We start from the raw sequence: 23,328 nt of genomic DNA on the forward strand, positions 1-23,328 counted from the left end.
CATCCTCTGTCACCTGAAGCGATTCCGCAACGGTTCGACGGGCGGTTCAAGCCTTCATGCATTCGGCCGCGAGGTCCAGGGCGTCGGCGAGGTCGTTGACCCAGGGGGCATCGTGCACATTGAGTCCTTCCCAGCCTGGGCCGGCGACGACGACCTCGAACCCGCGGCGCTGCAGCCGCTGACAGAGCAGGTCATCGACAGTGGTGGCGGACATGGACCACAGGACGATCAGCGTCGGATCCAATTTGGCGGCCATGCCGACCATGGTCTCCGCGGGCACCATCTGGCCGAGATAGACCGCGGGGATACCGACCTCGACCATCGACGCGCACAGGACTTCGACCGGCAGACTATGCCGCTCGTCCGGACAACAGGCGATGAGCACTCCGCGTTCCGAAGGCGCCTTGGCGAACCGGGTGACGTAGCGCTGGAGCGCTTGGGACACCTCGGTGGTGAGCGCCCATTCCGACTCGAAGCACACATCACCCCGGAGCCAGCGGCCGCCGAGGTTGTGCAGGATCGGCAACAGCACCTCCGTCCACGTGGCCGCCGCGCCCAAGGCATCGAGGGTCTCGTCCAGCAACGCCGCGATGGACACGAAACTGAGGTCTTCCGTGGCCTGTTCGATCTCTTCGACCCGCCGGGCGATCGAGACCTCGGGCATCGCCTCGTCGACGCTCGAGAACGCCGCCGCCGCGGCCTCTCGGGCGCGTATACCCCGGTCGATGAGGCGCTGCATGTGCTGCAGCCTGCGGACGTCCACGTCGGAGTACCGGCGATGGCGTCCGTCGGCTCGCAACGTGGGGCCGATGCCGTAGCGCGCTGCCCAGGTCCGGAGCGTGACCGGCGAGACGCCCAGGATCTCGGCGACCTTACCGGGGGTCCACGATCCACCCGTTTGAGAGCCGATACCGCCGCTCATCTGCTCGACGTTCATCCCAGCACCACGTTCCCATAACCCAAAACCGTCGTTGACGCGCCCGCCCACCCGCGAACCCGAGTTTCGCCGGACACAGCCGACGACCGGTCAGGTTCGTCTTACGGATACGGCATCCGACGACCAGAGGACACCCCTGCCCTACGACTACGTCACTTTGAAGCCGGCATGTGACCGTGCGGATACCCGCGCTTTCAGTCTACTGAGTTCACCCCGCGTGTGTGCACGAACACGGTCCGCATGGTGACGTCGAGCTTGTCGATGATACAAGGCGGGAGCCGGGCACGCGTTCGCCTTCGAGCGGGATGCGGTGGATGCCGCCGACACCGGGCAACGCGCGATACGCCAGCCGAGCAGCTCCGTGTACTGGTAGTACCTGAACGGGAAACCAGTGTGCAGCCCCACGACCTCGGCCAGCAGACCCCGCCGGCGACCACGCGGGATGCGAGCTCCGGCATCGGTGACCGAATAGGGACTCTGGCAGAACACGGTTCCGGCGGCGCAGGCCCACGCGGCCAGGGCACCGGGATGATTAGATGAACGTGAGAATGCGGCGGACCGCGTGACCATCACGAGAACACGATAGTCCGGCCGAGGCCCAGCGGCCGCACTTTCCCCATATCGCGATACAACCTCGAAACAATGCGCGCGAATTATCGCGCGTTGTCGAAATAAAGGCAAGGAAGAACGCCCGGCGCCGCGGCGTGGTCAGGAGAGACCAGTGCACACAGGCGCCGCCGGGCTTCCGGGGTCCGGCTCTCGAGGGGTATCGAGCCGACCACCGAGGGTGGCGGGGTCTTGCCACCCTCGGTCACGAGGCGGCCATCTTCGATTCGCGAGCGATCCGGGTTTACCACTCCGGTGCCCGAGGTAGGCAAGGATCCATGCCTCACAACCAATGGTGCTCAGTTTGCGGAGGTGGCGCTGGACTAGTAGACAAGGTACACCAGCTATGAAACGGTTGCGAATCGAAGCACCGGATCAACGGAGGGGGAGCCGGATGGCGTCGATCACCACGACGGACGTGGTGCCATCGGAGGAGGCACGGATCGCATGGCTGGACGCGCTCGGCGAGCGTTGCCTGGCTGAAGCACACCATTTCGCCGAAGCGCGGGCGATCGACCAATTCGCGAACCGCCGCGAAGGCGCGCTGGCGAAAACCGTCATTCCTCAGTTCGTCGCCGGCGGGAAATCACTGCGCCCGATGTTCGCCTATGTGGGCTGGCGATGCGGTAAGCCGGAATCCGACGCGGCGCTGCGGGCGGCTTCGAGCTTGGAATTGCTCCATTGTTTCGCCTTGGCACAGGACGACGTCATGGACGGTTCACCGCTGCGACGCGGCAGGCCCGCACTGCACGTACGCTTCGCGCGCTGGCACAGAGAGCAGGGCTGGAGCGGATCCGCCGACCGGTTCGGCGAATCCGCGGCGACGCTGTTCGGAGATCTCTTCCTGGTCTGGTCCGAGCAGATGCTGCGCGAATCCGGCCTGGGCACCGAGACGCTCTCCCGTGGCTGGCCCCGATACGATCTGATGCGCACCGAGCTGGCTGTCGGGCAGCTTGCCGACCTGGTCAACGACGCCAGGGAACTCCCCAGCTGGGAGACACTTCTCGACATCCTGCGCCGGAAGTCCGGGAACTACACCGTCCGCAGGCCGCTGGAGTTCGGCGCGGCCCTGGCCGGCTGCGACGCCGACGTGCTGGCCGTTCTCGCCGACTACGGGGCACTGGTGGGTGAGGCGTTCCAATTCCGAGACGACCTGCTCGGCGTCTTCGGTGATCCGGCGGTCACCGGTAAGCCCGCCGGCCAAGACCTCCGCGACCGGAAGGCGTCGAGCGTCGTGGTGCTCGCCGCCGAGATGGCCGATCGACGGCAGCGCAGGGAGATCGAGGAACTGCTCTCGGTTCCCGCGGTGGACGACGAAGCCGTGTCGCGCTGGCACAGCCTCATCGTGACGTCCGGAGCCCGTGATCGTCTCGGCGAACTCATCAGGGAACGCGCCGACAAGGCCATCGCGGCGATAGACCACGCGCTCATCCCGCCGCACGCCGCGGATTCGCTGGCCGTTCTGGCCGCCCGATGCACGGAGCGCGACCAATGAAGACCGTTCCCGGCCGGACCGACCGGATCGTCGTCGTGGGAGCGGGACTGTCCGGTTTGGCCGCGGCCCTGCACCTCGCAGGCCGCGGACGCGAGGTCACCGTCCTCGAGCGGGAGCTGGCCCCTGGTGGCCGCGCGGGGCGCGTCGAGCGGAAGGGCTATCTGCTCGACACCGGACCGACCGTGTTGACGATGCCGTCGATCCTGCAGGACACGTTCGGCGCGGTGGGCGCGGAACTACGTGAAGAACTGCCGTTGACCCGCCTCGATCCGGCGTATGTCGCGCATTTCGCCGACGGCAACACCTTGCCCGTGCACACCGACGCGGCCGCGATGACGGACGCCGTCCGGCAGTTCGCCGGGCCCGGAGAAGCCTCCGGGTACGTTCGGCTGCGCGAATGGCTGACTCGCCTTTACCGCGCCGAATTCACCCGCTTCATCGACTCGAACATCGACTCACCGCTAGGCATGCTCACGCCCGACCTCGCGCGGCTCGTGGCGCTCGGCGGCTTCAGGCGGCTGGACCCCAAGATCGGTTCGTTCCTCTCCGACGAGCGGCTGAAGCGGGTGTTCACCTTCCAGGCCCTGTACGCGGGCGAGTCTCCGATGCGGGCGCTGGCGCTCTACGCGGTCATTTCCTATATGGACACCATCGGCGGCGTGTACTTCCCGCCCGGCGGTATCGCGGCACTCCCCCAAGCACTCGCGCGAGTCGCCGCCGAGCACGGTGTCCGCTTCCATTACGGCGAATCGGTCCAAACGCTCGAACGCGAGGGCGCCCGGATCACCGCTGTCCGGACGGCCGACGGCGAACGGTATCGGTGCGACGCCGTCGTGCTGACGACCGAGCTACCGGAAAGTTACCGGCTTCTCGACCGGAGCCCGAAGCGACCAGTTCCGCTGCGGGCCGCGCCGTCGGCGCTGATCCTGCACACCGGCGGGCCCGGTGAAGAACCGGACGTCGGGCACCACACCATTTCGTTCGGCAAGGGCTGGCGGTCGACCTTCGACGAACTCATCGGAATCGGGCGCCGGATGACCGATCCGTCACTGCTGATCACCCGCCCCACCGCGACCGACCCGGGCCTGGCACCGCCCGGCTGTCAGCTCTACTCCATCCTCGCGCCGGTACCGAACCTGGACCGTGGGCCGATCGACTGGGCGACCGAAGCCGGACCGTACGCCGAGGAGATCCTGGCCGTGGCACGCCGGCGGCAGCTCCCGGACTTCGAGCCGGACTTCACCGAAATCATCAGCCCCGCGGACTGGGCGCGCCGCGGCATGGTGGCCGGAACACCGTTCGCTTACGCGCATTCCTTCGGGCAAACCGGACCGTTCCGTCCCAAAAATCTCCCGCGTGGCACCGAGAACGTCATTCTCGCCGGGGGCTCGACGGTGCCGGGAGTCGGTGTGCCGACCGTGCTGATCTCCGGCAGGCTGGCCGCCGATCGGATCACCGGCGTGCCCGCCCGCTCACGCTCACGAAGGGTCGATACGGCAGCGGAGGCGAGCAAATGACCAAACGTGAACTGGACGCCGCCGGAATCCACGATCCCGATCTTCGACGCGCCTACACCTGGTGCCGCGGCCTGAACGCCCGCCACGGCCGCACGTACTTCTTGGCGACCCGGATGCTGGCCCCGGCGCAACGGCCCGCCGTCCACGCGCTCTACGGCTTCGCCCGCCGGCTGGACGACATCGTCGACGAGCCCGACCCCGAAGCGACACCTCGATCACTGGCCGCCCGTTTGTCCGAAGTGGAGGGACGCTTCCTCACCGACCTGGCCGCGGGCGTGAGCGACGATCCCCTGCTGACCGCCGTGATCGACACGGCCGCCACATATCACTTGGAGGAACGTCTCTTCCGCGCCTTCTTCACGTCGATGCGGATGGATTTGAGCGTGACCGACTACGCCACCCGCGAAGACCTCGACGTCTACGTACACGGCTCAGCCGAAGTGATCGGCCTGCAGGTGCTCCCGATCCTCGGCGCGGTGTCCCCTCGCGCAGAAGCGGCTCCGAGGGCAGCCGCGCTCGGCAAAGCCTTTCAGCTCACCAACTTCCTTCGCGACGTCGCCGAGGACCTCGCGCGCGGACGCGTCTATCTACCCGCCGACGAACTCAAGGAACACGACGTCGATCGCGAACGGCTCTCGTGGTGCGCCGAGCACGGCCGGGCCGACGTATCCGTGCGGGCCGCGATCAAGGAGCAGGTCGCCATCACCCGGCAGATCTACGCCGAGGCCCGGCCGGGCATCGCGATGCTGCATCCGGTCTCGCAACCCTGCGTCGCCACCGCCGCCAGCCTGTACGGGCAAATCCTCGATCGGATCGAAGAGGCGAATCACGACGTCTTCGCCGGCCGCGCCACGGTATCGCGGCGCCGTCGGCTCGCGGTCGCCTGCGGCGCGCTGGCACGTTCGCGCTGGGCCCGCACCAGGCATCCCGCGCCCGCTCCTCCGTCGGCGGTGGGCTGAAATGGGCAAGGCCGAATACCTGATCGTGCTGGCGGCGTGCGTCCTGGTGACCCTGCCGCTGGAGTTCGCCGGTGCCCGCGTCTACCGGCAGCCGAAACGGCTCGCCCGCGCGGTACTCCCGGTGGCGGTGGTCTTCCTGGTCTGGGACGCGGTGGCGATCGCGGCCGGGGTCTGGGACTACGCGCCCGAATTCGTCACCGGTGTGCACGCCCCGTTCGCCATCCCGCTGGAAGAGATCCTGTTCTTCGTCGTCGTCCCGGTGTGCGGAGTGCTCACCTACGAGATGGTCCAGCTCACGCTCGCGGCGATCCGGCAACGCGCCGAACAGGTGACGCGACGATGATCCCGTGGGGCTACACCGTCCCGGTCGTCGCGGCGACGATTCTGGTCGTCGCCGTCGAGCTGGCCGTGCTGAAGACCGGATTGTTCCGCAAGCTCGCCTACTGGCTGACGATCGCCATCGTCACCGGCTTTCAAATCCCCGTCGACGGATGGCTGACGAAGCTGTCCGCGCCGATCGTCCTCTACGCACCCGAGCACATCACCGGCTGGCGATTCCCCTGGGACATCCCGGTCGAGGACTTCCTGTTCGGCTACGCACTGGTCACAGCGGTGCTGCTGGTGTGGGAACGGGCCCGGCAGCGCGAGGAGGCACGATGAACGAGCTGGCCAAAGACGGCCTGCCGCGCGATTCGGTGCCGTCGGCGTTCGACACGGAGGCACGCTGGTACGACCGGCTGGTCGGCGCCAATCCCGGATATCACGAACACCTCCGGCTTTCCGCCCTGAGGCTGGACATTCCGCTGGGAGAGCCCGATGTGCGCTTGCTCGACGCGGGCTGTGGGACGGGGGCGTCGACGGCCGCCCTGGCGTTCGCGGCACCCGACGCGCGGATCACGGCGTTCGACGCGTCCGCCGAGATGCTGGCCAGGGCTCGGGCGAAGAGCTGGCCGCCTTCTGTCGAGTTCGTGCACACCCCGGTCGAGGAACTCGCCGGAGTCACCGGACCCTTCGACGCGATCCTGGCAGCGTACCTGCTGCGCAACCTCACCGACCCGACCACGCAACTGCGCCGCCTGCGGGGCCTGCTCCGCCCCGGTGGCAGGATCGCCGTGCACGAATACTCGGTACGCGATTCGCGGCGTGCCCGCTGGGTCTGGAACGCCGTGTGCGCGAGCGTGATCATCCCGCTCGGGAAGTTCACCACCGGCGACGCGACTCTCTATCGCCACCTTCGCCGCAGCGTTCTCGAGTTCGACGGGCTCCGGGCACTCGCCCAGCGCCTCACCGACGCCGGTTTCGTCGACGTCCACACCGCGACCGTCCCCGGCTGGCAACGGGACATCGTGCACACCGTCGTCGGCACCGCCCCACAGGAGACTTCGTGACCCCGCCCCAAGACCCGAAGCTTGTCACCCGCCCGGCACCACGCGGCCTGGCCGACGCCGGCCAGCTCGGCGAACGCCCGGCCGTGGCCGTGATCGGCGGCGGCATCGCCGGGCTCACCGCGGCGACCGGGCTGGCCGAACGGGGCGTCGACGTCACCGTCTTCGAACGCGAAGATCACCTCGGCGGGCGGGTCGGCGGCTGGAGCGACGAGCTACCCGACGGCACCACGGTGACCATGAGCCGCGGATTCCACGCCTTCTTCCGCCAGTACTACAACCTGCGCGCGCTGCTGACGCGCACCGATCCCCATCTCGAGCGGCTCACCCCGGTGGCCGACTACCCGCTGCTCGACGCGCACGGGCGCACCGACAGCTTCGCCGGACTCCCGCGCACACCACCGTGGAACGCACTGGCCTTCGCCTGGCGAAGCCCGACGTTCACCCCCAAGGACCTGCTGCGGCTCAGCGGCCGCGACGCCCTGCCGCTGGCGACGGTCAGTGTGCCCGAGACCTACCACCGGCTCGACCGCACCGACGCCTCCTCCTTCCTCGAAGCGATCAATTTCCCCGCTGCAGCACAGCACCTCGCGTTCGAAGTCTTCTCCCGCAGCTTCTTCGCCGACCCGCAACAACTTTCGGCCGCGGAACTGGCGACCATGTTCCACTTGTACTTCCTGGGTTCGAGCGAAGGCCTCGTCTTCGACGTGCCGACCGAACCGTTCCCACAGGCGCTCTGGGAACCACTCATGAGTTACCTCACCAGCCGTCGCGTCGAGTTTCGTACCGGCACGACCGTCGACTCTCTCGTCCGGCGGAAGGACGGCTTCGACATCGAAGTCAGCGATCGCACGGAGCACTTCGACGGCGTCGTCCTCGCCTGCGACGTCACCGGATTGCGGACAGTCGTCGAAGGCTCCCCCACCGTCGGGACCGAGGCCTGGCGAACAGCGATCGGCGAAATGCGTACGGCACCACCGTTCCTGGTCCGGCGGCTGTGGCTCGACCACCCTGTCGGTGCGCACCGGTCCCCCTTCCTCGGCACCGGCAGCGTCCCGCCCTTGGACAACATCAGTCTGCTCGACCGGTACGAGGGTGAAGCACGACGATGGACCGCTCGCACCGGCGGTTCGGTGGTGGAACTCCACGCCTACGCGGCCACCACAAAGGACACCAGCGGTTTGGAAAAGGCCTTGGAAGCGCGTCTCCATGAGATCTACCCGGAGACCCGGGACGCGCGTGTCATCGGCGAGAAAACGTTGTGGCGGCAGGATTGTCCCCTGTTCGGCGTCGGCGACTTCGCCCGCCGGCCCCCCGTGAAGACACCCGAAACGACCTTGGTGCTCGCCGGCGACGGCATCCGGATCGACCTGCCCGTCGCCCTCATGGAACGTGCGGCCGCTACCGGCTGGGAGGCCGCGAACACACTGTTGCGGCACTGGGGTCTCGCAGGTCACCCGATACGGTCGGTGCCGAACCACGGGCGCATCGCGTTCCTGAACCGGCTCGCCGCGTCGAGATACTTCACCGACTGACCTCGGACCTCCAACCGGCAGGTCGGTGCGATGTGTGAATCCGTGCCGAGGGGGTAATCATCCGAGCAGATCGCTCCACAACCGTTTCAGAAGGTGGAAGCAACTATGGGTGACTACCGGAAACCGATCGCCTCGGTGTCAGCAAGATGCACGAAGACAGCAACATGACGGCGGAGGGAGGCACCTTCCGATGAACGAGCGCCCGGTTCGGCTAGCGGTGATCGTTCTCGCCCTGGTGCATCTGACTCTCGGCGTGCTGGGCTTCTTCTTCCTGCCGGAGAACAACCAAACCGGTGCGAACACTCTCTGGATCTTCAGCGCTACGGGGATACTCGACCTCATCCGCGCGGGCACCGGTGTGGGTGGCTTGGTTGCAGTGCTGAAACCGGCGGCCATGGCCGTCTACGGCTGGTTCGTCTTCCTTGCTTTCGCCGGTTTGACCGCCTTCGGAGTGCTGTCGTCCGCGACGAACACGGCCGGCGACGCGGTCAACGTCGGTTGGGCGGACAACATCCTTCACGCACTGACCTCGCTCGCCGCGTTCGGTATCGCGGCTGCCGTGATGCGGCGAGGCGGGCGGGCCCGGCCAGGTCAACCCGCCCACGGTGAGCGATCGGGCGCATGAGTCCACGCCCACGCCGTGGGATGCCGATTCCTCGGCCAGCTCGACCGATGCCTCGCCGTCTGCGTTCGTAGTCCGCAGTCACGGCGAGGAACACGGCGGCCGACCGCCATCCGGTCGGCCGCCGCGCCCGGGGCCGGATGCCGCAGGAAGAGGGCCATCTGGACTGCGGTATCCGGCCCCGCCGGTGTTGATGATCAGGACGCGCACCCGGGAAAGAGGTTCGATGCGCATTACCCGTGGCAGTGCCAACGACCCTTTCGCGGTGCTCGCCGATCTCGGCGCTCGGCAGATCAACTACGACCGGGAAGAGGTCGCCCCGCCCGACTGGATCTTCGACCGGCATCGCCAGGTCCTAGGTTTCGAGGAGCCAGGCGCGCCCACCCGGCATGGCCTATGGGCGCGGGCTCGGGCATTGGTACGTGACTACGAATTCACCCCACCCGAGCTGATCAACGCCTACTACAGGTCCGACACTGACCTCGCCGAAAGAAACATGTTGCTGGAGGGCCGTTTCCTCGGCCTGCGGTTCCTGATGGGTGTACGCGTCACCGCTCTGCTCGACGAGAGCGGTGACGAGCGGACCGTATGGGGGTGGAGCTATGACACCCTCGACGGGCACCTCGAGCGCGGCCGAGTGGACTACGCCGTGGTCAAGCACCACGCGACCGGCGAGGTCGAATTCACCGCCACCAGCTATTCGCAAGTCAGCCCGGCCCTGCACCCGGTGCTGCGGCTGGGCTGGGCGGTATTCGGGCGGCGAACCCAGCTGCGTTTCTACCGCCGGATCGGCGAACGTCTGCAAGACCTGCTGCGATACCCAGCTGACGCGGTCACCGTTCCCCGCCGCAGACCCCTCGCGCGCCCTTGGAACCTCACGATCACCGACGCCGCCTCGGGCTGAAACCCGCATCTCAAGGTAGCCAACGACCTCACGAGTTTGAGGAGACACGATGCGCATCGCGATCACCGGCGCCTCCGGCAATGTCGGCACCGGCCTGCTACGAGCGTTGTCCGCCGACACGGAAACCCACGACATCGTCGGCATCTGCCGCCGCCCCCCGCGGTCCACTCCACCTTATGACCGCGTCCGCTGGCACGCGATCGACCTCGGCGCCGACACGGTTCACGATCAGCTGAACACGGCATTCGACAAGGCGGACGCCGTGGTCCATCTGGCCTGGGCATTTCAACCGGTACGCAATGGTGAACAGCTGCACCGCACCAATTACAAAGGCACCCGCGCGGTCCTGGACGCGGCACACACCGCGGGAGTCGCACACATCGTCCACGGATCCTCGATCGGCGTTTACGCACCCGGTGCCACCGAGCCGGTCGACGAAACGTGGGCCGCCACCGGCATCCCCACCTCGCGCTACGGCACCGGGAAAGCCGAAGCCGAACGCGCCGTGGAACGCTTCACCGCCGACCACCCGGACATCATCGTGTCCAGTGTGCGGCCCACCCTGGTCACCCAGAGCGGCGCGTCAGCAAGCTTCCGCGCGCTCTTTTTCGACCCCATGGTGCCGGGCTGGCTGGTTCGCCTCCTGCGTTCCGGCCGTTTCCCCGTCCTTCCCCTTCCTGCGCACTTTCAAGTCCAATTGGTTCACTCCGACGATCTCGGCGACGCGATCGTCCGCATACTCCGGCGACGCGCGCCGGGCGCGTTCAACATCGCCGCCGACACGATCACCATCGACGATCTCGCCGCCGTCGCCGGAAGTCGCGCCCTGCCCGTACCTTCGCGACTGCTGCGCGGCCTGGTCACGATGCTGTGGCGACTGCGGTTGTTACGGATGTCGCCGGGATGGTACGACGTCGGCACCGAATCACCGCTGGTCAAGACGACACGGGCGCGCGAAACGCTCGGCTGGGAGCCACGGATCACCAGCTTTGACGCGGCACGGGAACAACTCGCCGGCTTGGCGCAAGCCGACGGGCTGCCCAGCCCGGCGCTGCGCCGGGACCGATTTCTCACCGAACCCCACAGCCGTTTCGTACGCAGCTGAGCCGATGAGACAACGCGACTTGACGGCTGCCGTTGCGTATTCGTTTCAACGCGAGCCGACGGGGTATCACGTTTCCAGCACACGTCCCGCAACAGCAAGGTGGGGTATACCCATGGCGACGTCGCCCGACAAACCTGAACTCTTGCGCACGACTGGTGGCAGCCGATGACCACCACCGCCGACCAGTCACTCTGGTTGCAGGACACGCCGACGACGTCGAGGCAAGCGCCGCTCGCCGGACAGCACGCGTGCGACGTCGCCGTCATCGGTGGCGGTATCGCCGGGCTCACCACCGGTCTGCTTCTCCTGCGTCACGGCTTCGACGTCGCCCTGCTCGAAGCCGGGACGGTAGGTCATGGCGTCAGCGGCAACAACACGGCGAAAGTCACCGCTCTGCAATCGACGATGTACTCGACCATCACCCGCACCCATGGCGCGGACGCGGCCAAGGCCTATGCCGCCGCGGCCACCGCCGGTGTCGAACTGCTCTCCACCTTGGCCGACCCGACGAGCTGTGACTTTCGCCGTGCCCCGGCGGCGACCTTCGCCTACACCCAAAACGAACGCGACGCCGTCCGTGCGGAAGCCGACGCCGCGACAGCCGCCGGTCTGCCCGTTCACTGGACCGACGAATTGGACCTCCCCTTTCCCACCTACGGCGCTGTGCGCCTGGCCGGTCAAATTCTCGTCCACCCGGCCAAGTACGTGCGCGGACTCGCACAGGCGTTCCTCGCCGAAGGTGGGCGCCTGTACGAAGGAAGTCGTGTCACCTCGGTATCCACCGCGGCGCCGTACCAAGTGGACACAGCACACGGGAGCGTGACAGCCGAGCACGTGGTGGTGGCCACTCACTACCCGCTCCTCGATCGTGGACTGTTCTTCGCCAGGCTCGACGCCGAGCGGTCCTACTGCATCGCCGCACGTCTGCGATCCGGTACACCGCCCGAGGAGCTCGCGATCAGCGCCGGCAGCCCCTCATGGTCCTTCAGTCGCCACGGTCACCACGTGATCGTCGGCGGCCAGAGTCATCCGGCGGGTGACCACGGTGTCGACTTCGCCCGATACACCGCGCTCAGCGACTTCGCCCAGCAACACTTCGACATCGCCGAAATCACGCACCGCTGGTCGGCTCAGGACCCCAAAGCCTACGACGGGCTGCCCATGGTCGGGTCCTACCTCCCCGGCGCGTCACACCTGTGGGTCTCCACTGGATTCGCCAAATGGGGCCTGGCCATGGGCACCATCGCCGGAGCGATCCTCGCCGACCGGATCGCCGGCATCGACAACCCGCACGCCGAAACCTTCTCCCCACACCGGATCAGCCTGCGAGGCGTACCGACATTGCTGCAACAGAACGCCAAAGTCGCCAAAGACCTCGTCGGCGACCGCCTCGCCTCTCCGGACGCACACGACCCCGACGACGTCCCGATCGACGACGCCCGCGTACTGCCCGACGGCACCGGCAAGAAAGGCGTTTATCGCGACCGCACAGGTGCTCTGCACGCGGTCTCCCTGCGCTGCACGCACCTCGGCTGCCTGCTGCGCTTCAACGGCGCCGAACGTAGCTGGGACTGCCCCTGCCACGGCTCCCGTTTCGACGTCGACGGAGCAGTCCTCGAAGGACCCGCTGTCAGGCCCCTCCCCACGCGGAAACCCTGACCGGAGAAGCGAACGGCCTCGCCGTGATCGCGAAACGGTGACCTAAGAGTTCTTCAGACCGCGACATTATTTAGGAGATCTTCGCTATGCCAGCTCTCACTCGTGCGCTCGGCGGAATCACCGCTGCTTACAGCGCCGCCCTGATCGTCGCACCCAAGCTGTTGGCGAAACCGAGTGGGCTCACAAGTCCGACCGGCGAAATCACGCGTCCGGTCCGAACTCTGATCGCCGCCATCGGCGCCCGGGACACCGCGATCGGAGTGGCCATGATGCTCGCGCCGGCAGGCAAACCCCTGCAGATAGCGCTGGCGGCCCGGGTCACCGCCGACGCCGCCGACGCCACGATCTTCGGCCTGTCGCTTCCGGACAAATCCGCGCGAGCGAAAATCGGCGGATTCGCAGCCGGTTGGGCCCTTTTGTGCGCCTTGTCCGGACTGCAGCGATGACCGCGCCCGGTCCCGAACCCGAAGACGCACCCGGTCTCGAGGCCGGCGGCTCCGTCGCGCCCGGTGACACCCCACCCGACGCGGGTCAGACGTCCGGCCTCTCACACCCGCAGCCGATCCCTTCGCGGGCCGGTCTGGTCATCACGTTGATCGCGGTCGGGGTTCTGGTGGTCGGCGTCGCAGGGTTCTTCATCGTCCGCGCGCTGGACCTTCTTTAAGGACTACCTTCTGGCCCCGCCGGTCGCCGCCGTGGTCGGTGTCCGCAAAGGCGTGACCCGGACGCCGGTGACTGGTTCTTGTCGGCGGAGCGTATCCATGGGCTCGGTACCGGCCCGCACCATCGGACGCGGCCGGCGGCGTTCAAGTGCTGGACGATCGTCAAATCGACGCTGAATCGCCCCTGGCCCCCCCGGACACGAAGAAGCCCAGGCCATCAGGCCTGGGCTTGTGCTCCCCCGCTTGGACTCGAACCAAGAACCCTCCGGTTAACAGCCGAATGCTCTGCCAGTTGAGCTACAGGGGATCGTGCTCCGCACCGGCCGGATCGCTCCGACCGATGAGAGAACTTTAGCCCATGGGCCCCGGCGGCCGCGCACCCACCCCCCACTTTGGGGATCACCTCGTCAAGCTCGCGTTTTGAGGGACAATGGCAGCTGGAGCAAGATCGAACGGAGGCGTGGACTCGGATGAAGATGTTCCTGCTGGGCGCGGCCGCGGGCTACGTGCTGGGCGCGAAGGCCGGCCGGGGGCGGTACGAGCAGATCGTGCGGACCTACCGCAAGATCGCTGACCACCCCATGGTGCAGGGCGCCGCCGGGGTCGCTCGCGCCAAGGTCGGTGAGCGGTTCGGGCGGCCTCAGCGCTGACCGTGCCCGAGACGAACCGAAGGGGCCCTTCGCCGCAGGCGGAGGGCCCCTTTTCACGGCACGACGGCGACCACGAAGACGCGCCGGAACTCGAACCAGGTGGTCCCGTCGGGACGCGGCGGGTAGGCCTCGTCCAGCTTCCGGGCGAGCTGAGCGCGGAAGTGGTCCCAGTCCTCGCCCGGCAGGGCCTCCTTGACCGGCCGCAGCGAGGTGCCGGTGATCCATTCGAGCACGGCGTCCTCGCCGGTCAGCCGCTGCAGATACGTCGTCTCCCAGGCGTCGACGGCGCATCCCTCGTCGGCCAGCAGGTTCCCGTAGCCGAGCGGGCTGTCGACGGCTTCGTTCTCCCGCAGGACGACGTCGGCGAGGCGCGGAGCCCACTCCTCGGTGCGCGCGAGGACGCGGACGAGGGCGTGCGACGGGGCATCGAAGTTGCCGGGGACCTGGAACGCGAGCGTGGCCCCGGACGGCAGGAGGCCTGCCCAGCGGCGGAGCAGGCCCCGGTGCTCCGGGACCCACTGGAGCACGGCGTTCGAGATGACCACGTCGGTGTCCGGTTCGGGCACCCAGTCGTTGACGTCGAGCACTCGCGCGTCGACGCCTCGGGCGCGGGCGGCTTCGACCATTTCCGGCGAGCTGTCGCTCGCCTCGACTATCGCGCCGGGCCAGCGTTCCGCCAGGCCGGTGGTCAGGTTCCCGGGCCCGCAGCCGAGGTCGGCGACCCGGCGGGGCCGGCCGGCCGGTATCCGCGCCACGAGGTCGTGGAACGGCCTGGCCCGCAGGTCGGCGTAGTCGAGGTACTTGACCGGATCCCACATGGCGCCTCCCAGCGATACAGTACGAGCGTACTGTTAGCTGCCGGGCTTCGCCAGCTTCCTGGCCGCTTCCTCGGCGATCGCCTTGACGACGTCGGCGTCGGTACCCGGATCGGGGCGCACCTGCAGCACCGTGCCGTCCTGACCGGGAACCTTGCGCTCGACGAACCACGCTCCCCCGGTTTCGAGGTCCTTGCGGTGCCGTCCGCGGACCGAGCCGTCGACCCGTTGCCGCACCAGGAGCGGGACCTTGCCGGGCCTGGGCAGCCGGAACCGGACCGGGGTCCTGTCGGCCAGCAGCACGGCGTCCCCCGCCGTCCCGGTCTCCTCGGACTCGGTCAGGGTCAGCACTCCGTCGGACCACGCGGCCTTGCCGACCAGATGCCAGCCGACCCGGCGCGGCCCCGGGATCCACAGTCCCAGGGCCGTGACCAGCAGGTATCCGCCGCCCTCGACCGCCGCCCCGCCGACGACGTGTTCGCCGTCGTCGAGCGATCCGTCGAAATCCGCCGGGACACGGTCACCCAGCAGGTGACGCAGCCAGCCCATGCTCAGTCCAATCCGCCGATGGCCTGTTCCTTCAACGCCTTCCGGTACTGCTCGAGCGCGACGAGGTCGCCGAACAGGGCGCGGTAGTCGTCCGGCGCCTCGACCGGGGAAAGCCGCTGGAGCTTCGACTTGATCTCGTTGATCTGGCGGCCGACGAGGCTCTCCTGCACCGCCGCGAGTTGCGCGGAGATGTAGCGCGAGTCGACCTCTCCCTTGGCGCGCAACGGTTCCACCGAAAGCTCGCTGAGCACTCGCCGCACCGTCCCCTGCGGGCAGTGCGGGGCGGCCGCGTCGAGCAGGGCGGGCCCGGTCAGGCCGGAACCCGCACCCCCGGCGGACAGCAACGCCTTGTGGATGGCGACGTAAACCGGATGGGTGAAGGCGTCCTCGGGGAGCGCGTCGTACTCCGCCCCCGCGAGCATGGGCTGCTGCAACGCCGCCTTGAGCGCCTCACGCTGTGCGATGAACCGCGGGTCGCCGGGCGCGGGCCTGAGCAGGTCCTCCTCGGCGGCGGCCGCCGCCGCCGAGGGAGCGGGCCGCCGGACCTCGACGGTGGCGGAGCGTTTCGCCGCGGCCCCCGCGCTGCCGCGCACCCGGTTCACCACCTGCGCCGCGTCCTGCCAGCCGACCCACCACGCGAGTTTCGACGCGTAGCCGTCGCGGCTGGCGCGGTCCCTGATCCCCGCGACCATCGGGACGGTCTTCTGCAGTGCCGCCACCTGACCGTCGACGGAGTCGAGGTCGAACGCCTTGAGCATGCTCTTGATCGCGAACTCGAACAGCGGGATCCGCCGAGCGACGAGGTCGCGCACCGCGGCGTCGCCCTTGGCGAGCCGCAGTTCGCACGGGTCCATGCCGTCGGGGGCGACCGCGATGTAGGTCTGCCCGGCGAAGGTCTGGTCGCCCTCGAACGCCTTCAGCGCCGCCTTCTGACCCGCCTCGTCACCGTCGAAGGTGAAGATCACCTCGCCGCGGAAGGCGTCGTCGTCCATCATCAGCCGCCGGAGGACCTTCATGTGGTCCTCGCCGAACGCCGTCCCCGACGACGCGACGGCCGTCGGGACACCGGCGGCGTGCATCGCCATCACGTCGGTGTAGCCCTCGACGACGACGACCTGGTGCCGCTTCGCGATCTCGCGTTTGGCCAGATCGAGGCCGAACATCACCTGCGACTTCTTGTAGATCGGCGATTCCGCCGTGTTCAGGTACTTCGCCGAGACGCGGTCGTCGTCGTACAGGCGCCGCGCGCCGAACCCGACCACCTCGTTGCCGACGTCGCGGATGGGCCAGAGCAGCCGCCGGTTGAACCGGTCCATCGGCCCGCGCTGCCCCTCCTTGGCCAGCCCGGCCGTGAGCAGTTCCTTGACTTCGAACCCGCGGTTGAGCAGATGCTTCGTGAGCTTGTCCCAGCCCGCGGGCGCGTAGCCGCAGCCGAACGTCTGCGCGGCGGCCGCGTCGAAACCCCGTTCGGACAGGAAGTCCCGCGCCGCCCGCGCGTCCGGGGTGAGCAACTGCTCGGCGTAGAACTCCTGCGCCGCGCGGTGCGCCTCGATCAGCCGGGCGCGGGTGCCGCGATCACGCTGGACGCTTCCGCCGCCGCCTTCGTAGGTCAGCCGGAACCCCGCGCGATCCGCGAGGCGCTCGACGGCTTCCACGAACGAGATCAGGTCCATCTTCTGGATGAACTTGATCACGTCACCGCCTTCGCCACAGCCGAAGCAGTGGAAGGTGCCGTGGGTGGGGCGCACGTTGAACGACGGGGTCTTCTCGTTGTGGAACGGGCAAAGCCCTTTCAGGCTGCCGCCGCCGGCGTTGCGGAGGGCCACGTAGTCACCGATGACCTCGTCGATCCGGTTGCGCTCGCGCACCTCCGCGATGTCGCTCTCCCGAATCCGTCCTGCCACGCTCATCACTCTAGGCCGTCCTCTTCGAGCGCTGTGCGGCACACTCGGGGAATGAGCACCGCCCTGGACGAACTCGCCGGGAATTTCGCCGCGCTGCGCCCCCATCTGGTGTCGGTCGCCTACCGGCTGACCGGCACGCTGTCCGACGCCGAGGACGCGGTCCAAGAGTCGTGGCTGCGCCTGAGCGGCCTGGACGAACGACGCCGCTCGGCCATCGAAGACCACAAGGGCTGGCTGACCACCGTCGTCAGCCGGATCTGCCTCGACCGGCTGCGGTCCGCGGTGGTGCGCCGCGAGCGGTACGTCGGCGAATGGCTGCCCGAACCCGTCCTCGGTCCGCTGGGCACGCCGTCGTCGGAGGATCCGCTGACCGTCGCCGTCCGCGACGACGGGATGCGCATGGCGGCGATGGTGGTCCTCGACCGGCTGACGCCGGAACAACGCGTCGCGTTCGTCCTGCACGACGCGTTTTCGGTGCCGTTCGGGGAGATCGCCGAGATCCTGGGCTGCACGCCGGAAACCGCGCGGCAGCACGGTTCCCGCGGCCGCCGCGCGGTCGCCGACGCCGATCCGCCGCCCCGGACGGCGCTCGCCGAGCAGCAGCAGATCATCGAGAAGTTCATGACCGCGATGCTCACCGGCGACATCCAGGCGGTGGCCGAGGTCCTGCATCCCGACGTCGTCCTCGTCGGCGACGGCGGCGGCAAGGCGCGCACGGCGGTCCACACGGTCGCCGGGTTCGACAAGGTCACCCGGCTGTTCCAGGGCCTCATGCGGATGTACGACCCGGCGGGGATGGAACAGGCGAGGCTCGCCCTGGTCAACGGCGACCTCGGGGTCTACATCCCGCCGCAGGCGGCCTCCGCCGGGTACCGGGCGCTCGACGAGCACGTCGACGCGTTCGTCATCCGCGACGGGAAGATCGTCGCGATCTACGACATGGCGAACCCGGACAAGCTCACCACCGCGCGGACCCGCGTCGGCTCCTGATCGCGTTTAGTCCTCTGAATGCGCCCTGGCGCATTCAGAGGACTAAACGCGGTAGGTCAGGGAAGCGGGATCTTGCAGGCGTCGCCCGAGGTGAAGCCCTGCGCGGTGATGTCGAGCGCGCTGTTCATCCGGGCACGCATGTTCTCGAGGCCGATCTGGTAGGTCAGCTCGATGACGCCCTTGCGACCGAATTCGCGTTCCAGCTCGGCGACCTGCTCGTCGGTGGCGGTCACCGGGCTCGCGGTCATCGCGTCGGCGTAGGCGAGCGCGAGCCGTTCCTGGTGGGTGAAGGCCGGCGACTTCGCGTAGTCGTCGATGTTCTTCAGCCGTTCGATGTCGAGGCCCTCGTGCAGTTGCAGCATGGTCCCGAAATCGATGCACCACGTGCAGCCGAGCTGGGTCGCGACGCGGTACACGGCCAGCTCGCGCACGTTCGGCGGCAGTGTCTTGCTGGCCTTCTCCGCCATCATTTCGTGCATGCCGTTCGCCCGGAGCAGCGCCGGGTGGTGCGCGTAGACGGCCATCGGCTCGGGCACGGCGCCGAAGCGCTTGCCGGCGAACTTGTAGAACAGCTTCAGCAGGAAGCCGGCTTCGGCGGTCTTCACGGCGGGAATACGCGGCATGGTGTCCTCCTCGTGCGGTTGCGATCACCGAATGGACGAGACGGCCCGCCCGGACGTGACAGTGACGCCCATGACGCCCATGACGCCCATGACGCACCGGAAGGGCCCTCGATTCGCCTTTTCGCCGGAACCCCGAGTCGATCATCGAAGGTAGGCTGGTGAGCCGGCCCTTTGCCCTCCCCGAGGAGGATCGATGCTCGCCGTCGAGGATCCCGCCACCGGACAACGGATCACGACCGTCCCCGACTGCGGGCCCGCCGAAGTCGACAAAGCGGTACGCGCCGCCGCCGACGCGTGGCAGGCGTGGCACGCCTCGGATCGGCATGCGGCGCTGACGTCGTGCGCCGTCGTCGTCGAGGAGGCCGCGCCCGTGCTGGCCCCCGTGCTCTCCGAGGAGCAGGGGAAACCGCTTCACGAGGCCGAAGCCGAGTTCACCGGGGCCGCGTCGCGGTTCCGGTACTTCGCCGGGCTGCGGCCCGGACCGCGGGACGGCGGCGACGGACCGGTCGCCGCGATCACGTCGTGGAACTTCCCCGTGCAGTCGGCCGTCGCGAAACTCGCGCCGGCGTTCGCCGCCGGGAACACGGTGGTGCTCAAGCCGTCGCCGCGCACCCCGCTCACCACGCTGCACCTCGGCCGGATGCTGGCACAGGTGCTGCCACCGGGCGTGCTGACCGTGCTCACCGGACGGGACCCCCTCGGCGAGCACCTGGTCGCCCATCCCGGGATCCGGCAGGTCGACTTCACGGGATCGGCCGACACCGGGAAGCGGATGGCCGCCGCGTCCGCGCGGGAATGGCGGCGGCTGACGCTGGAACTGGGCGGCAACGATCCCGCGATCGTGCTTCCCGGCACGGATCCGGCCGCCATCGCGGAACGGCTCTTCTGGAGTGCCTTCGCCAACTGCGGCCAGCTCGGCGTGGCGGTCGAGCGGGTCTACGCCGTCGGGTCCGTCCACGACGGCGTCGTGGAGGCGCTGGCGGCCGTGGCGGCGCGAGTCGTGGTCGGCGGCGGGCGGTCACCCGGGACACAGCTCGGCCCGGTGAACAACCGGCCGCGGTACGACCGCGTCACCGGTCTCACCGACGAGGCGCGGGCGGACGGCGCGCGGCTCGTGACCGGCGGGCCGCTCGACGGGCCAGGGTACTTCTTCGCCCCGGCGATCCTCGCCGAGGCGCACGACGGGATGCGAGTCGTGACCGAGGAACAGTTCGGCCCGGTGCTGCCGGTCGTCCGATGCTCCACAGTGGACGAAGCGGTCGGGCTGGCGAACGCCACCGCAGGCGGCTTGTGCGGTTCGGTATGGGGTGCGGACGAGGAGTACGCCGCCGAAGTCGCGGCACGGCTCGGCAGCGGGACGGTCCGGGTCAACGCGCACCTGGCGATGTCCGTGGACGGACCGTTCGCGGGTTCGCGGTGGGCCGCTCTCAGGGAGTGATCGTCCGGACGTCCCACACCCAGACGCCGTCGACGAACTCGGCGGGTTTCCGCAGCAGCAGGTCCACTGTGGTCCGGAAGGCGTCCTGGTGTTCGCGCGGGATCAGCACGAGCACGTCGGCGTTCCAGTACCGCAGATCCTCCAGCGCCTGCACCCGCTGCGACTCGGTGATCGTCGCCGGCACGCCGGTCTGCTTGATCTGGTCGAAGATGACCGACGTCGGCCGCTGGATGGCGCCGTAGCGGCCGCGTTTGTCGTCCGGGCCGCTCGGGCCGACGAAATAGCCCTCCGGCATCGAATAGCCGAGCCCCGCGTCGATCTGCCAGTGCAACGGTTCGGATTCCCCGGAACTCGGCAACGGCACGGGCACCACGGTTCCGCCGGGCGCGACGTAGCTCCGCCAGGTGCCGTCGGCGAGGAATCTCGGCGTCGGCGGCCTGTCCTTCACGATCAGCTGCGTCGGCGCGATCGGCAGCAGGACCGCGATGACGACACCGATCCACAGCAGCCGCAACGGGAATCGCCGCTCCCCCGGCACTTCGGGGAGTTTCGAGGCGACCGCGTAGACGCGCTCGGTCGCCAGCGCCAGCAGAGCGCCGATCAGCGGGATGCAGCCCATCGCGAGCCGCGATTCCAGCAACGACTCGAACAACGGCAGCTCCGAGAAGAGCTTCCACGGTCCCGGGATCCCGGTTTCCTCGTGCACCACGATGATCTGCACGCCGAGCGAGAGCCAGGCCATCACGAACATCGAGATCGCCAGCGCCCGCGCGAACACCTCGCGCCACAACCAGGCGGTGATGACCACCATCAGCACGATCAACGGCCAGCCGAAGAAGGCGTTCTCCTCGGTGCGGTTCATCGACACGTCCGCCGCGGCCTGCGGCTGCCCGGCGACCGACTGCGTCGCGAACCGGGTGAACGCGGCCGTGTCGTTCCCGACCGGGCCGTGCTCGATCGCCTGATAGCTCTGCGGGCCGAAGAACTGCCACCACAGCGGGAAAGCGCACAGCACGAGCGCCACGAGGACCCCGATGCCGACGCCGATCCCCAGCGGTTTCGCCATCGGCGGGAACTCGCGGTGGTTCGTCGCGAAGTAGGCGATGGCGAAGATCGCGAACGCCATCGCGAAGATCAGCAGCGGTTCCTCGCCGAGGAAGATCTGGTACGCCGCCAGCAGACCGAGGAAGATCCCGTTGCGGACGGGGCGTTCACCGCGGGCGATCTTGAAGACCAGCAACGCGATGAACGGCAGGACGAACCACGCGACGAAGTTCGGGTGCGCGTTGCCGTGCGAAATCATCGGCGGGGCGAAGCCGACGAACGCGCCGCCGATGGCCGCACCGACCCGGTGGGTGACCAGATGACGCGAGAACACCCAGTACCAGGCCGCCGCGGTGCCGGCGAGACCGCCGGTGAGCGCGATGGCCCAGGTGACCGTCGGGCCGAAGGTGAGCGTGACCGGTGAAAGCGGGATGCCGATGCCGAGCATGGCCGTGTTGGCCATCAGGTTCACGCCGAGCGGATGGTTCTGGAAATGCGTGCTGAGCGGATTCCTCAGGTGCAGCACGTTGTCCGCGGTGACGGAGAAGAACCACTCCCACAGGTTCTGGTCCGACGCGCTGTTCCAGAGATAGCCCTCTTTGAGGTCGAGCCAGAGCCCGTTGTAGAGCAGGAAGGCGAACAGCAGGAAGCCGCCCATGATGGCGGCGTCGGCGGCGGCGAACCGGCGAGGTCTCGTGGGAGTCTTCCCGGCCTCCACCTCCGCCGCCTCGGTGGTTGTCATCGGAAGTCCTTCGGGGGTATTCGGCGGGTCCTCACGGCCGTACGTCCCTGGAGAAGACTCACTGACCGTCCTCACGGCTCGACAACGCGGGCGAGAAAGTAGATCACACCCGTCGAGGCATGCCTGACGAGCAGAAGGAAGGGCCGATCGACGGCGACTTCCAGAGGTTCGTCCACGATGAGCGACGTCAGCCGCATCAGCACCGCCGTCGCGGCGGCGCCTTCGAGGCCTTGCTCGTCGATGCGGAGCACGGACTGGTGGAGGACCTCGGACACTTCGAGCCGGTCGTCGTCGGCGAGCCCGGTGAGGTCGGCGTCGGCGGTGAACATCGTCCGCACCCCGAGGTCCTGGAGTTTCGCCGTCAGCGGGCTGTCGACGTCGAGGTCGAGTTTCGGCAGCGACAGGGCGATGGTCTTGGACCGCGTGTTCTCCAGCAGTCGCGCCAGCTTGCCCGCGTCCAGCTCGGCGTCGTCGAGATCGCCGTCGGGCAGCAGGACGATCGCCTCCACCCCGCCCTCGGCGCCGAGGCGGACGACCTGCCAGCCGTCCTCGTGGGTGTGGTCGAGCTGCTTTTCGAGCCACATCGTCGGCACCGTACGGGTTCCGGACGGCGCGTGGAAGTCCGCGGGCGCGGTGTTGTCACGCGAGAACTGGTCGGTCCAGGCGGTTTTGAGATACAGGGCGTTGACGATCGCGGCGACGGTGTCGGGCGCGACGGTCCCCGGCTTCAGCAGTTCGGGGATCAGCTCGCGGGTGGCCTCGGCGACGTCGGCGTTGATCAGCCGTCGCGCGGCCTCGGGATCGTCACCGAACGGGGCGCTCTCGACCCTGCCGCCCGGCCAGGTGGCGAGTTCCGCGCGGAAGGAATCCTCGAGCGGGAGCCCGTCCCAGGCCCAGAGCGTGTTCGCGACCGCGAGTTCCGGGCCGTCGTCGAGCAGCGACGAGGCCTTGCCCAGCAGTTCGGCCAGCTCGTCCGGGTCGCCGAGCAGCGCGATCAGCTCTTCTCTGGTCTTCCCCTTGGCGGCCTGGGTCACCAGGCCGAGCGCGCTCGCGATCGAGTACGGCGAGAAACACGCGTTCTCCGCGCGGCTCGCCAGCACCCGATAGAGGTCCAGACCAAACCGGAGGTGGCTTTCGACAGCGCCCATGCCGCAGACCGTACCGTGGACGGGCCCGCTCGTCTCCTG

Annotated in this window: 23 protein-coding genes and 1 tRNA gene; 16 read left to right on the plus strand and 8 right to left on the minus strand. The window is 68.4% G+C overall.

Annotation, left to right across the window (positions count from 1 at the left end):
- Positions 1-46: 46 nt before the first annotated feature.
- Positions 47-937, minus strand: coding sequence for a MerR family transcriptional regulator (locus tag ACLJQ7_RS15730; protein WP_410648944.1), 891 nt, complete (start codon positions 935-937; stop codon positions 47-49).
- 1,000 nt (positions 938-1,937) lie between these two features.
- Here ACLJQ7_RS15730 and ACLJQ7_RS15735 point away from each other — a divergent pair.
- From ACLJQ7_RS15735 to ACLJQ7_RS15795, 13 genes are all read left to right on the plus strand, one after another.
- Positions 1,938-3,038 carry a polyprenyl synthetase family protein gene (locus tag ACLJQ7_RS15735; protein ID WP_410648945.1) on the plus strand — a complete coding sequence of 367 codons (1,101 nt, stop codon included), beginning with the start codon at positions 1,938-1,940 and terminating at the stop codon, positions 3,036-3,038.
- Positions 3,035-4,555, plus strand: a complete 1,521-nt coding sequence (gene crtI / locus ACLJQ7_RS15740; protein WP_410648946.1) for a phytoene desaturase family protein — start codon at positions 3,035-3,037, stop codon at positions 4,553-4,555. Before ACLJQ7_RS15735 ends, crtI begins: the two co-directional genes overlap by 4 nt.
- Positions 4,552-5,514, plus strand: coding sequence for a phytoene/squalene synthase family protein (locus tag ACLJQ7_RS15745; protein WP_410648947.1), 963 nt, complete (start codon positions 4,552-4,554; stop codon positions 5,512-5,514). The genes crtI and ACLJQ7_RS15745 overlap by 4 nt, the downstream gene beginning before the upstream one ends.
- Before the next feature lies 1 nt (position 5,515).
- A complete protein-coding gene (locus tag ACLJQ7_RS15750) occupies positions 5,516-5,857 on the plus strand; it encodes a lycopene cyclase domain-containing protein (protein ID WP_410648948.1) in 342 nt (113 codons plus the stop codon).
- Positions 5,854-6,174 (plus strand): lycopene cyclase domain-containing protein, encoded by a 321-nt coding sequence (locus ACLJQ7_RS15755; protein ID WP_410648949.1) that lies wholly within the window; start codon positions 5,854-5,856, stop codon positions 6,172-6,174. The genes ACLJQ7_RS15750 and ACLJQ7_RS15755 overlap by 4 nt, the downstream gene beginning before the upstream one ends.
- Positions 6,171-6,902, plus strand: a complete 732-nt coding sequence (locus ACLJQ7_RS15760) for a class I SAM-dependent methyltransferase (RefSeq protein ID WP_410648950.1) — start codon at positions 6,171-6,173, stop codon at positions 6,900-6,902. The genes ACLJQ7_RS15755 and ACLJQ7_RS15760 overlap by 4 nt, the downstream gene beginning before the upstream one ends.
- The gene (locus ACLJQ7_RS15765) at positions 6,899-8,434 is read left to right on the plus strand and encodes an FAD-dependent oxidoreductase (protein WP_410648951.1); all 1,536 of its coding nucleotides are present in this window, start codon (positions 6,899-6,901) and stop codon (positions 8,432-8,434) included. Before ACLJQ7_RS15760 ends, ACLJQ7_RS15765 begins: the two co-directional genes overlap by 4 nt.
- Before the next feature lie 190 nt (positions 8,435-8,624).
- Positions 8,625-9,059: a DUF4383 domain-containing protein gene (locus tag ACLJQ7_RS15770; protein WP_410648952.1), complete on the plus strand. Its 435-nt coding sequence runs from the start codon at positions 8,625-8,627 to the stop codon at positions 9,057-9,059.
- A 223-nt stretch (positions 9,060-9,282) separates the two neighbouring features.
- Complete coding sequence (locus ACLJQ7_RS15775) at positions 9,283-9,960, plus strand: DUF1990 family protein (protein WP_410648953.1); 678 nt, start codon at positions 9,283-9,285, stop codon at positions 9,958-9,960.
- Between the two features lie 49 nt (positions 9,961-10,009).
- Entirely contained in the window at positions 10,010-11,065 is a 1,056-nt protein-coding gene (locus ACLJQ7_RS15780) for an NAD-dependent epimerase/dehydratase family protein (RefSeq protein WP_410648954.1), read from the plus strand.
- Positions 11,066-11,230: 165 nt separating this feature from the next.
- Entirely contained in the window at positions 11,231-12,724 is a 1,494-nt protein-coding gene (locus ACLJQ7_RS15785) for an FAD-dependent oxidoreductase (RefSeq protein WP_410648955.1), read from the plus strand.
- A gap of 86 nt (positions 12,725-12,810) precedes the next feature.
- Positions 12,811-13,170: a hypothetical protein gene (locus tag ACLJQ7_RS15790; RefSeq protein ID WP_410648956.1), complete on the plus strand. Its 360-nt coding sequence runs from the start codon at positions 12,811-12,813 to the stop codon at positions 13,168-13,170.
- The gene (locus ACLJQ7_RS15795; RefSeq protein WP_410648957.1) at positions 13,167-13,388 is read left to right on the plus strand and encodes a DUF6480 family protein; all 222 of its coding nucleotides are present in this window, start codon (positions 13,167-13,169) and stop codon (positions 13,386-13,388) included. The genes ACLJQ7_RS15790 and ACLJQ7_RS15795 overlap by 4 nt, the downstream gene beginning before the upstream one ends.
- Positions 13,389-13,620: 232 nt before the next feature.
- On the opposite strand, the gene ACLJQ7_RS15800 is transcribed toward ACLJQ7_RS15795, so the two are convergent.
- A tRNA-Asn gene (locus ACLJQ7_RS15800) sits at positions 13,621-13,693 on the minus strand.
- Between the two features lie 163 nt (positions 13,694-13,856).
- Between ACLJQ7_RS15800 and ACLJQ7_RS15805 the strand changes: the two genes are divergently transcribed.
- Positions 13,857-14,036 (plus strand): hypothetical protein, encoded by a 180-nt coding sequence (locus tag ACLJQ7_RS15805; protein ID WP_007031230.1) that lies wholly within the window; start codon positions 13,857-13,859, stop codon positions 14,034-14,036.
- A 53-nt stretch (positions 14,037-14,089) separates the two neighbouring features.
- Here ACLJQ7_RS15805 and ACLJQ7_RS15810 read toward each other — a convergent pair whose 3' ends face one another.
- From ACLJQ7_RS15810 to dnaG, 3 genes are read right to left on the minus strand one after another with little or no spacing between them, the layout of a single operon-like run.
- Positions 14,090-14,854, minus strand: coding sequence for a trans-aconitate 2-methyltransferase (locus ACLJQ7_RS15810; RefSeq protein WP_410648958.1), 765 nt, complete (start codon positions 14,852-14,854; stop codon positions 14,090-14,092).
- Positions 14,855-14,887: 33 nt separating this feature from the next.
- Complete coding sequence (locus ACLJQ7_RS15815) at positions 14,888-15,400, minus strand: hypothetical protein (protein ID WP_410648959.1); 513 nt, start codon at positions 15,398-15,400, stop codon at positions 14,888-14,890.
- A gap of 2 nt (positions 15,401-15,402) precedes the next feature.
- The gene (dnaG, locus tag ACLJQ7_RS15820; protein ID WP_410648960.1) at positions 15,403-17,310 is read right to left on the minus strand and encodes a DNA primase; all 1,908 of its coding nucleotides are present in this window, start codon (positions 17,308-17,310) and stop codon (positions 15,403-15,405) included.
- Positions 17,311-17,355: 45 nt separating this feature from the next.
- Between dnaG and ACLJQ7_RS15825 the strand changes: the two genes are divergently transcribed.
- Positions 17,356-18,294 (plus strand): sigma-70 family RNA polymerase sigma factor, encoded by a 939-nt coding sequence (locus ACLJQ7_RS15825; protein ID WP_410648961.1) that lies wholly within the window; start codon positions 17,356-17,358, stop codon positions 18,292-18,294.
- A 56-nt stretch (positions 18,295-18,350) separates the two neighbouring features.
- Here the strand turns inward: ACLJQ7_RS15825 and ACLJQ7_RS15830 are convergent, their stop codons facing one another.
- Complete coding sequence (locus ACLJQ7_RS15830; RefSeq protein ID WP_410648962.1) at positions 18,351-18,917, minus strand: carboxymuconolactone decarboxylase family protein; 567 nt, start codon at positions 18,915-18,917, stop codon at positions 18,351-18,353.
- A gap of 193 nt (positions 18,918-19,110) precedes the next feature.
- Here ACLJQ7_RS15830 and ACLJQ7_RS15835 point away from each other — a divergent pair, with 193 nt between their 5' ends.
- Entirely contained in the window at positions 19,111-20,355 is a 1,245-nt protein-coding gene (locus ACLJQ7_RS15835) for an aldehyde dehydrogenase family protein (RefSeq protein WP_410648963.1), read from the plus strand.
- Here the strand turns inward: ACLJQ7_RS15835 and ACLJQ7_RS15840 are convergent.
- Together ACLJQ7_RS15840 and ACLJQ7_RS15845 are read right to left on the minus strand one after the other, a co-directional pair.
- A complete protein-coding gene (locus ACLJQ7_RS15840; RefSeq protein WP_410648964.1) occupies positions 20,345-22,141 on the minus strand; it encodes a glycosyl transferase in 1,797 nt (598 codons plus the stop codon). The two genes, ACLJQ7_RS15835 and ACLJQ7_RS15840, sit on opposite strands and share 11 nt — an antisense overlap.
- A gap of 71 nt (positions 22,142-22,212) precedes the next feature.
- Positions 22,213-23,289 carry a serpin family protein gene (locus ACLJQ7_RS15845; RefSeq protein WP_410648965.1) on the minus strand — a complete coding sequence of 359 codons (1,077 nt, stop codon included), beginning with the start codon at positions 23,287-23,289 and terminating at the stop codon, positions 22,213-22,215.
- Positions 23,290-23,328: the final 39 nt, after the last annotated feature.

The organism is Amycolatopsis sp. cmx-4-54, assembly GCF_046548895.1.
Classification (GTDB): domain Bacteria; phylum Actinomycetota; class Actinomycetes; order Mycobacteriales; family Pseudonocardiaceae; genus Amycolatopsis.

Excerpts from the sequence above, each read along its gene's own strand:
- ACLJQ7_RS15845 (WP_410648965.1), bottom strand. The coding sequence starts at position 23,289 with ATGGGCGCTGTCGAAAGCCACCTCCGGTTTGGTCTGGACCTCTATCGG.
- ACLJQ7_RS15835 (WP_410648963.1), top strand. The coding sequence starts at position 19,111 with ATGCTCGCCGTCGAGGATCCCGCCACCGGACAACGGATCACGACCGTC.
- ACLJQ7_RS15755 (WP_410648949.1), top strand. The coding sequence starts at position 5,854 with ATGATCCCGTGGGGCTACACCGTCCCGGTCGTCGCGGCGACGATTCTG.
- ACLJQ7_RS15730 (WP_410648944.1), bottom strand. The coding sequence starts at position 937 with ATGAACGTCGAGCAGATGAGCGGCGGTATCGGCTCTCAAACGGGTGGA.
- ACLJQ7_RS15785 (WP_410648955.1), top strand. The coding sequence starts at position 11,231 with ATGACCACCACCGCCGACCAGTCACTCTGGTTGCAGGACACGCCGACG.
- ACLJQ7_RS15810 (WP_410648958.1), bottom strand. The coding sequence starts at position 14,854 with ATGTGGGATCCGGTCAAGTACCTCGACTACGCCGACCTGCGGGCCAGG.
- ACLJQ7_RS15760 (WP_410648950.1), top strand. The coding sequence starts at position 6,171 with ATGAACGAGCTGGCCAAAGACGGCCTGCCGCGCGATTCGGTGCCGTCG.
- ACLJQ7_RS15775 (WP_410648953.1), top strand. The coding sequence starts at position 9,283 with ATGCGCATTACCCGTGGCAGTGCCAACGACCCTTTCGCGGTGCTCGCC.
- ACLJQ7_RS15780 (WP_410648954.1), top strand. The coding sequence starts at position 10,010 with ATGCGCATCGCGATCACCGGCGCCTCCGGCAATGTCGGCACCGGCCTG.
- ACLJQ7_RS15830 (WP_410648962.1), bottom strand. The coding sequence starts at position 18,917 with ATGCCGCGTATTCCCGCCGTGAAGACCGCCGAAGCCGGCTTCCTGCTG.
- ACLJQ7_RS15795 (WP_410648957.1), top strand. The coding sequence starts at position 13,167 with ATGACCGCGCCCGGTCCCGAACCCGAAGACGCACCCGGTCTCGAGGCC.
- ACLJQ7_RS15825 (WP_410648961.1), top strand. The coding sequence starts at position 17,356 with ATGAGCACCGCCCTGGACGAACTCGCCGGGAATTTCGCCGCGCTGCGC.
- ACLJQ7_RS15790 (WP_410648956.1), top strand. The coding sequence starts at position 12,811 with ATGCCAGCTCTCACTCGTGCGCTCGGCGGAATCACCGCTGCTTACAGC.
- crtI (WP_410648946.1), top strand. The coding sequence starts at position 3,035 with ATGAAGACCGTTCCCGGCCGGACCGACCGGATCGTCGTCGTGGGAGCG.
- ACLJQ7_RS15750 (WP_410648948.1), top strand. The coding sequence starts at position 5,516 with ATGGGCAAGGCCGAATACCTGATCGTGCTGGCGGCGTGCGTCCTGGTG.
- ACLJQ7_RS15815 (WP_410648959.1), bottom strand. The coding sequence starts at position 15,400 with ATGGGCTGGCTGCGTCACCTGCTGGGTGACCGTGTCCCGGCGGATTTC.
- ACLJQ7_RS15770 (WP_410648952.1), top strand. The coding sequence starts at position 8,625 with ATGAACGAGCGCCCGGTTCGGCTAGCGGTGATCGTTCTCGCCCTGGTG.
- ACLJQ7_RS15805 (WP_007031230.1), top strand. The coding sequence starts at position 13,857 with ATGAAGATGTTCCTGCTGGGCGCGGCCGCGGGCTACGTGCTGGGCGCG.
- ACLJQ7_RS15840 (WP_410648964.1), bottom strand. The coding sequence starts at position 22,141 with ATGACAACCACCGAGGCGGCGGAGGTGGAGGCCGGGAAGACTCCCACG.
- ACLJQ7_RS15745 (WP_410648947.1), top strand. The coding sequence starts at position 4,552 with ATGACCAAACGTGAACTGGACGCCGCCGGAATCCACGATCCCGATCTT.
- dnaG (WP_410648960.1), bottom strand. The coding sequence starts at position 17,310 with ATGAGCGTGGCAGGACGGATTCGGGAGAGCGACATCGCGGAGGTGCGC.
- ACLJQ7_RS15735 (WP_410648945.1), top strand. The coding sequence starts at position 1,938 with ATGGCGTCGATCACCACGACGGACGTGGTGCCATCGGAGGAGGCACGG.